We start from the raw sequence: 6,781 nt of genomic DNA, 5'->3' as shown, positions 1-6,781 counted from the left end.
GCGCATCCAGATACCCGGCTTCATCGCTCCCCCGCATCCCACTTGTCCCGGACGATGTACTCAAACGCAACAATGTTTTCTGCACCTTCGACACGCGCTTCCGTCGCGCTGCCAGGTTGCTGCAGTGTTTGTGGTTAAAGGACCACAATATCCCCACGGACACGACGGTTCGGCAGGAAGGAGGAACAGCCACAGTTATCGGCTTCGCGTCCAATCTCCACCCAGACGCCGCCGACGCGGGAAAGAACTTCCTCACCCCAGCCATTCATCACCTCGTCCTGCGCGAGCTACTCCTGCGCGAAGAGGGCGCCGCCATCGACGAAGAGCGTCTTTTCGCAAATGCTCTTTCATCGATGCCGCTCACGTTCAACCTGTTTGGACCGTTGGCCCTCGACCTTGACCTCGCAACCGCCGTGTTCCGCCGATTGCTCCCCGAGTTCGTCTATACCGTCGAGCACATCGCGTTCGAACATTCGCCAGGCCGGCGCGAAAGCCGCTTCCTCCTTGATGGCACCGCGTTCGACCTCGCGTTATACGCCACCACGCCGGACGGCGATCCTCCAAGCCGCGCTAGCTGAAAGGGATCCTGTTCGGAGGTGGGTACCTTGGATCGGGGCTTACTCTGGGGCCAGGATTTCTGAGATTTGCCAGTTGCGATCGGAAGACATCATCCAGATCGACAATATCTGGTGCATGAAACTCGATCCTGAAGCTGGCTCGTTGAAGACGAGCGGGTCGGAGCGCATTATTCCTTTGCATCCCGCCCTCATTGAAACTGGGTTTTTGAAATTCGCGGCCAAGGCGAAGTCTGGACCGCTCTTCGCGGCGCTATCGCCTGACAAATTCGGAAAACGCGGGGGAAATGGCACGAAGGTAATTGGCCGATTTGTGCGCCAGCTTGGTCTGACGGACACTCGGCTTTCGCCAAGACGATCTTGATCCCGACCAGTCTTTTCTTGATCGAGAGCGAGAGGTCGAGGGGGATGTCACCGCAAGCCATCGTCAATTTGTTTTGGCGCTGGTCACGCGTCTGCAGGCTGCGCTTCTCCTCGCGCTTGCCAACAATCTTGCGCAAATCTTCCGGCACCCCTTTTCGGAGCCAGAAGACACCACTGTTGGGATGTTTCCAGGGACGTGACATTGCAAGGGGCATTGTACCAGCCTTTTGTACCAGGCGGGTAGCGTCAAGCCATTGATTTTGCTTATTTGCTTTTAAAACAAGTGCTTAAAAGCGGAATGGTGCCCAGGGGCGGGATCGAACCACCGACACTGCGATTTTCAGTCGCATGCTCTACCAACTGAGCTACCTGGGCACTTCCAGCCGCGAAGGCCTGGGAGCGGCGGTTTATAGTCAGGCCGGGAAGCTGTGTCCACCACGCTTCGCCCTTCGGGCCACGCGTGGCGCAGCCATGGGATCGGGCGTATGCCCGGCGTAGCCCGCAGGCCGAAGATGGGACGACGGGCAGCCACTTAAAATGACGCTAACAGCCCGAAAACACACGAATATCGCTAATCGTCCGCTTCGTCCTCGTCCTTGCGGCCGGGGATCGCGTAGGAATTCGACAGCCAGCGGTTCAGGTCGACATCCCGGCAGCGCTCCGAACAGAACGGCCGGGACGCCTCCGCGGCCGGTTTGCCGCAGATCGGGCACGGCTTGGCGCCTTCCTTGCCGGAACCGGCTTCGGCTGGCGGCTTAACTGGCATTCAACCAGCCAAAGCGAACCGGAAACCCCTCGCCGCCGAGCAGCGCGATCGTTTCATACAGCGGCAATCCGACGATATTGGTGTACGAGCCGACCATCTTGACCACGAACGATCCGGCGATGCCCTGCACCGCGTAGCCGCCAGCCTTGCCACGCCATTCGCCGGAACCGATATAGGCTTGGATGTCGTCCTCGCTCAACCGCTTGAAGCGCACGCGCGTTTCGATCAGGCGCTGGCGAAGCGCCTCCTTGGGGGTCACCAGGCAGATCGCGGTGTAGACCCGATGGTTGCGCCCCGACAATAGCCGCAGGCATTGCGAGGCTTCATCGACCAGATTGGCCTTCGGCAAGATGCGACGGCCGACAGCGACCACCGTGTCGGCGGCGAGAATGAAGGCGCCACGCAATTCGTCGTCGAGTTGCACCGATTTGAGCGCGGCATCGGCCTTGGCGCGGGCCAGCCGGTTGGCGCAGGCCCGCGGCAACTCGCCCCGCTTCGGGGTCTCGTCGACATCTGCGGGTCGTAGCGCATCGGGTTCGATGCCGGCCTGGTTGAGCAGGCCGAGACGTCGCGGCGAACCGGAAGCAAGAACGAATTTGGGGCGGCCTAGCATGCGGATTTTTGTCGGCGGGAGGGATTCGGACCTGAATGCGCGCGGAACCTATCGGAAGGCATCCCATTCCACAACCGGGCAACAAGCTATTGTGGAGACACCAAAATTCCTTGTCGCGCCGGCCAGCGCAGGGACCACGGCGTGAGTGCTTTATCCGCTCGCCGCGCCGACCTTCGAAAACCGCTTGCGGATGCGCAGCAGCAGTTCGTCACAGACCTCGCGATAGGCCTGCAGCTTCTGCTCGCGATTGCCTTCGGCTCCGGCGGGATCGTGCGTCGGCCAATATTCCACATCGGCCGCAAGCGTGCGCGTCAGTTCCAGCGCCTTGTGATGCGCTTCGGGTGACAGGGTGATGATGAGGTCGAAGTTGAGCCCCTCCCAATCGTCCAGTTCCTCGAACGTCGTCGGCTTGTGGCCGGAGATATCCTGGCCGAGCTCGGCCATCACCGCGACCGCGAACGGATCGAGCTCGCCCTTCCTGACGCCTGCGGATTTCACATAAAACGCGTGCGGAAACATCTGCTGCAGCAGGCTTTCGGCCATCGGCGAGCGCACGCTGTTCAAGCCACATGCGAACAGCACAGCTTGCGGAGTGCGCAGGCGCGGAGACGCCATCGCTTAGGCTGCTTTGGTCTTGCGCATGATCTGGCCCGAAAACCGGCATCCACTTTTCGGGATCATGCGGCTGGTCTTGCGCATGATCTCCGCGCAAACGCGTTCCGCGTTTGTCGCGCCCGAAAACCGGTGTCCACTTTTCGGGATCATGCGGCTCAGCCCTTCCAGTGCAGCACGCAGATCAGCGTGAACAGCCGGCGGGCGGTTTCGAAATCGACCCGCACCTTGCCTTGCAGCCGCTCCTGCAGCGTGAGCGAGCCTTCGTCATGAATGCCACGGCGGCCCATGTCGATGGCCTCGATCTTGTCGGGGGTCGCGGTGCGGATCGCCTGATAGTAACTGTCGCAGATCATGAAGTAGTCTTTCACGATCCGCCGGAACGGCGTCAGCGACAACAGATGCGCCACGACGGGCGTGCCATCTTCACGGCGGATGTCGAACACGAGCCGGTTGCCGGTCATGCCGATATGCAGCGCAAACGGCCCGTTATCGAAGCCCTCCGGCGCGAACAGGTTCTTTTCAACCAGGTCGTAGATGGCGATCGCGCGCTCATGTTCGACGTCGGGACCGGAACGCCCGATCGATTCCTCATCGAGCGTCACCGCGACGATGCGATTGTGCGAATCGTCCTCTGGGGGCGGCTTGGTCATGACAAATTGAGACGCCGTCCGACGGAGCGCGCATGGGCATCGAGACCCTCAGCCTTGCCCAGCGTCATCGCCGCCGGCCCGAGCGCCCGCAGCTGGTCCGGTCCGCATTTCAGGATCGAGGTTCGCTTCATGAAGTCAAGCACCCCCAGGCCGGAGGAGAACCGCGCCGAACGCGCCGTCGGCAACACATGGTTGGAGCCGCCGACATAGTCGCCGATCGCTTCGGGCGTATGGGGCCCGAGGAAGATCGCGCCGGCATTGCGGATTTGCGCCGCGACGCTTTCCGGATCCTCGGTCATGATTTCCAGATGCTCGGCGGCAATCGCATTCGCCAGGCTGACGGACTCGCCAATGCTCTTGACCAGAATGACAGCGCCAAAATCATTCCACGAGGCCCGCGCGATATCGGCGCGCGGCAAGGTCACGAGTTGTGCCTCGACCGCGCGTTCGACCTCGGCGGCGAGCGCCGCGTCGTCGGTGATCAGGATCGACTGGGCGTTGACGTCGTGTTCGGCCTGCGCCAGCAGATCGGCCGCGATCCAGCCGGCATTGCCGGTGCGATCGGCGATGACAAGCACCTCCGAGGGACCGGCGATCATGTCGATGCCGACCTTGCCGAACACCAGCCGCTTGGCGGCCGCCACATAGGCGTTGCCGGGGCCGACGATCTTGGCAACCGGTGCGATGGTCGCGGTGCCATAGGCCAGCGCCGCCACCGCCTGCGCGCCGCCGACCCGGTAGATTTCGGACACGCCGCCGAGATCGGCTGCCGCCAGCACCAGCGGATTGAGCTTGCCGTCAGGCGACGGCACCACCATCACCACGCGGCCGACGCCGGCGACGCTGGCCGGCACCGCATTCATCAGCACCGAGGACGGATAGGCGGCGGTGCCGCCGGGAACGTAGAGGCCGACCGATTCGATGGCGCTCCAGCGCCAGCCGAGTTCGACGCCGAGCGCGTCGGTGAAGCGGTCGTCCGCGGGCAATTGCCGGCGATGGAAGATCTCGATCCGGTCGCGGGCGAATTTGAGCGCATCGAGGGTGCCGACATCGCAGGCCTTCACCGCCGCCGCGACCTCTTCGGCGCTGACGCGCAGGCGAGAGGGATCGAGATCGAGGCGGTCGAACCTGCGTGTCGCCTCGATCAGCGCCAGATCGCCGCGATCCGCCACGTCATCGACAATGACGCGGGTGGCGGCCTCGATATCGGCGGATACCTCGCGCTTCATCGCAAGAAAATCACCGAATCGCTTGGTGAAGTCGGCGCTGCTGCGGTCTAATCGAACAGGCATGGTGGCTTTCCGGCGAAGGTCCCGAAGTAAAAGGCCCTCTGCTCAATGGCGCGGCGGCAAATCGCCGTCAACCCTTTGCTTGACTGCTGCTAGGCATCCAGCCCCGGCGGTTGCGCGCCTTCGCCGAGATCGCTGGCACCGAGATCGTCCACGCCAAGATCGGACAGCTCGCACTCCAGACATTCGACGTCCAGCCGGAGCGCCTCGCCACCGCTGAACAGCAGCACCGCGCTGCCGCCGGGCGCCTCGGTCGGGTGAAACTCGATTCCAAGCAGCTCCAGTACCGCTTCCGGCCCCCCCGGATTGATATTGCGCGACTTGCAGGACAACACGCGATCAAAGCGCAGCGCCGCGATCAGACGGCGCGGGGCGGTTTCTCCGGCCAGCGTCTGTTCCCAATCCAGCCGGTTCATGCCGACCACCAGCCGCTTTTCGCGTTGCCGCCAGATGATGTCGGAGGTCTGCACGCGGGCGTCCTGCACATGCGCGGAAATCACGGCAAGGTCCTCGGCATCAAGCGCTATCAATTTGAGCCGGTCCGTCACCGCATCACCTTTGTCTTGCGCGTGGGGAATCTGCGATCAAGTTCAATCGCTGATACGCTCGATAGACGCGCCGCACGCCGAGAGCTTTTCCTCGAGCCGCTCAAACCCGCGGTCAAGATGGTAGACGCGGTTGACCATGGTCTCGCCTTCGGCGGCAAGGCCCGCGATCACCAGTGATACCGACGCGCGCAGGTCGGTCGCCATCACCGGCGCCCCGCGCAGTTTGGCGATGCCATGGATGGTGGCGGTCTCGCCGTCGAGATGAATCCGCGCGCCGAACCGCGCCAGTTCCTGCACATGCATGAAGCGGTTCTCGAAGATGGTTTCGGTGATGTGCGAGGAGCCCTTGGCGCAAATCATCAGCGCCATCAGCTGCGCCTGCAGATCGGTGGGAAAGCCCGGAAACGGCGCGGTCGAAACCCTCACCGGGCGGATGCCCGCGCCGTTGCGGGCGACGCGGATGCCCTCGTTGTTGACCGTGACAACGGCGCCGGCCTGCGTCAGCACATCGAGCGCCGATTGCAGCAATTCCGGCCGCGCGCCGCGGAGCTGAACATCGCCCCCGGTCATCGCCACGGCCATCGCATAGGTGCCGGTCTCGATTCGGTCGGGAAGCACGGTGTGCCGCGCGCCATGAAGCTTGCTCACGCCTTCGATCACGATGCGCGGCGTACCGGCGCCAGAGACGCGTGCCCCCATCTTGTTCAGGCAGTCGGCGACGTCGAGAACCTCCGGCTCGCAGGCGGCGTTGCTGATGACGGTAGTGCCCTTGGCGAGCGTCGCCGCCATCAGGGCAACATGGGTGCCGCTGACCGTCACCTTGGGAAAGTCGATTGCGGCGCCCTTCAGGCCGCCCGGCGCCTTCGCGATCACGTAGCCGCCGTCGATGGCGATCTCGGCGCCGAGTTTCTCCAGCGCCATGATCAGGAGGTCGACCGGCCGGGTGCCGATGGCGCAGCCGCCGGGCAGCGACACCTTGGCCTCATGCATCCGCGCCAGCAGCGGCGCGATCACCCAGAAACTGGCGCGCATCCGCGACACCAAATCATAAGGCGCGGTGGTATCGATGATATTGGCGGCCGAGATGTGCAGGGTCTGGCCCTGATATTCATGATCGCCGGGCCGCTTGCCGGCCGACATGATGTCGACGCCGTGATTGCCGAGAATACGCTGCAGTTGCGCGACGTCGGCAAGCCGCGGCACATTGTCGAGAACAAGTGTCTGCTCGGTGAGCAGGCCCGCGATCATCAGCGGCAGCGCTGCATTCTTCGCGCCGGAAATCGGAATGGTGCCATTGAGCTGGCTGCCGCCGACGATACGAATGCGATCCATGGCTAAACCTGCTTTTTGCTGCGCACAAAG

Annotated in this window: 8 protein-coding genes, 1 tRNA gene and 1 pseudogene; 1 reads left to right on the top strand and 9 read right to left on the bottom strand. The window is 63.2% G+C overall.

The window, feature by feature from the left end:
- A pseudogene (locus E8A46_RS03095) lies at positions 1 to 578 on the top strand (hypothetical protein); the annotation flags it as partial.
- A 188-nt stretch (positions 579 to 766) separates the two neighbouring features.
- Here the strand turns inward: E8A46_RS03095 and E8A46_RS03090 are convergent.
- The 9 genes from E8A46_RS03090 to murA all read right to left on the bottom strand — a co-directional run bounded on the left by E8A46_RS03090 (position 767) and on the right by murA (position 6,751).
- Positions 767 to 1,153 (bottom strand): DUF6538 domain-containing protein, encoded by a 387-nt coding sequence (locus E8A46_RS03090; protein WP_291557299.1) that lies wholly within the window; start codon positions 1,151 to 1,153, stop codon positions 767 to 769.
- A gap of 84 nt (positions 1,154 to 1,237) precedes the next feature.
- Positions 1,238 to 1,313 (bottom strand) — tRNA-Phe (locus E8A46_RS03085).
- Between the two features lie 196 nt (positions 1,314 to 1,509).
- A complete protein-coding gene (gene yacG, locus E8A46_RS03080) occupies positions 1,510 to 1,704 on the bottom strand; it encodes a DNA gyrase inhibitor YacG (RefSeq protein ID WP_291557297.1) in 195 nt (64 codons plus the stop codon).
- Positions 1,694 to 2,317: a Maf-like protein gene (locus E8A46_RS03075; protein WP_291557295.1), complete on the bottom strand. Its 624-nt coding sequence runs from the start codon at positions 2,315 to 2,317 to the stop codon at positions 1,694 to 1,696. The genes yacG and E8A46_RS03075 overlap by 11 nt, the downstream gene beginning before the upstream one ends.
- Before the next feature lie 150 nt (positions 2,318 to 2,467).
- On the bottom strand, positions 2,468 to 2,932 hold the full coding sequence (locus E8A46_RS03070) for a low molecular weight phosphatase family protein (RefSeq protein ID WP_291557293.1): 465 nt from the start codon (positions 2,930 to 2,932) through the stop codon (positions 2,468 to 2,470).
- Positions 2,933 to 3,087: 155 nt separating this feature from the next.
- Entirely contained in the window at positions 3,088 to 3,582 is a 495-nt protein-coding gene (locus tag E8A46_RS03065) for a UPF0262 family protein (RefSeq protein ID WP_291557291.1), read from the bottom strand.
- Positions 3,579 to 4,874, bottom strand: a complete 1,296-nt coding sequence (gene hisD / locus E8A46_RS03060; protein ID WP_291557289.1) for a histidinol dehydrogenase — start codon at positions 4,872 to 4,874, stop codon at positions 3,579 to 3,581. Before hisD ends, E8A46_RS03065 begins: the two co-directional genes overlap by 4 nt.
- A gap of 89 nt (positions 4,875 to 4,963) precedes the next feature.
- Complete coding sequence (locus tag E8A46_RS03055; RefSeq protein WP_291557286.1) at positions 4,964 to 5,419, bottom strand: DUF2948 family protein; 456 nt, start codon at positions 5,417 to 5,419, stop codon at positions 4,964 to 4,966.
- A 42-nt stretch (positions 5,420 to 5,461) separates the two neighbouring features.
- Positions 5,462 to 6,751: a UDP-N-acetylglucosamine 1-carboxyvinyltransferase gene (gene murA / locus E8A46_RS03050; protein WP_291557283.1), complete on the bottom strand. Its 1,290-nt coding sequence runs from the start codon at positions 6,749 to 6,751 to the stop codon at positions 5,462 to 5,464.
- Between the last annotated feature and the right edge of the window lie 30 nt (positions 6,752 to 6,781).

The organism is Bradyrhizobium sp., from assembly GCF_004799445.1.
GTDB lineage: Bacteria > Pseudomonadota > Alphaproteobacteria > Rhizobiales > Xanthobacteraceae > Bradyrhizobium.
Note: the sequence above shows the minus strand (reverse complement) of the source record. Positions and strands in the feature narration are given on the sequence as shown.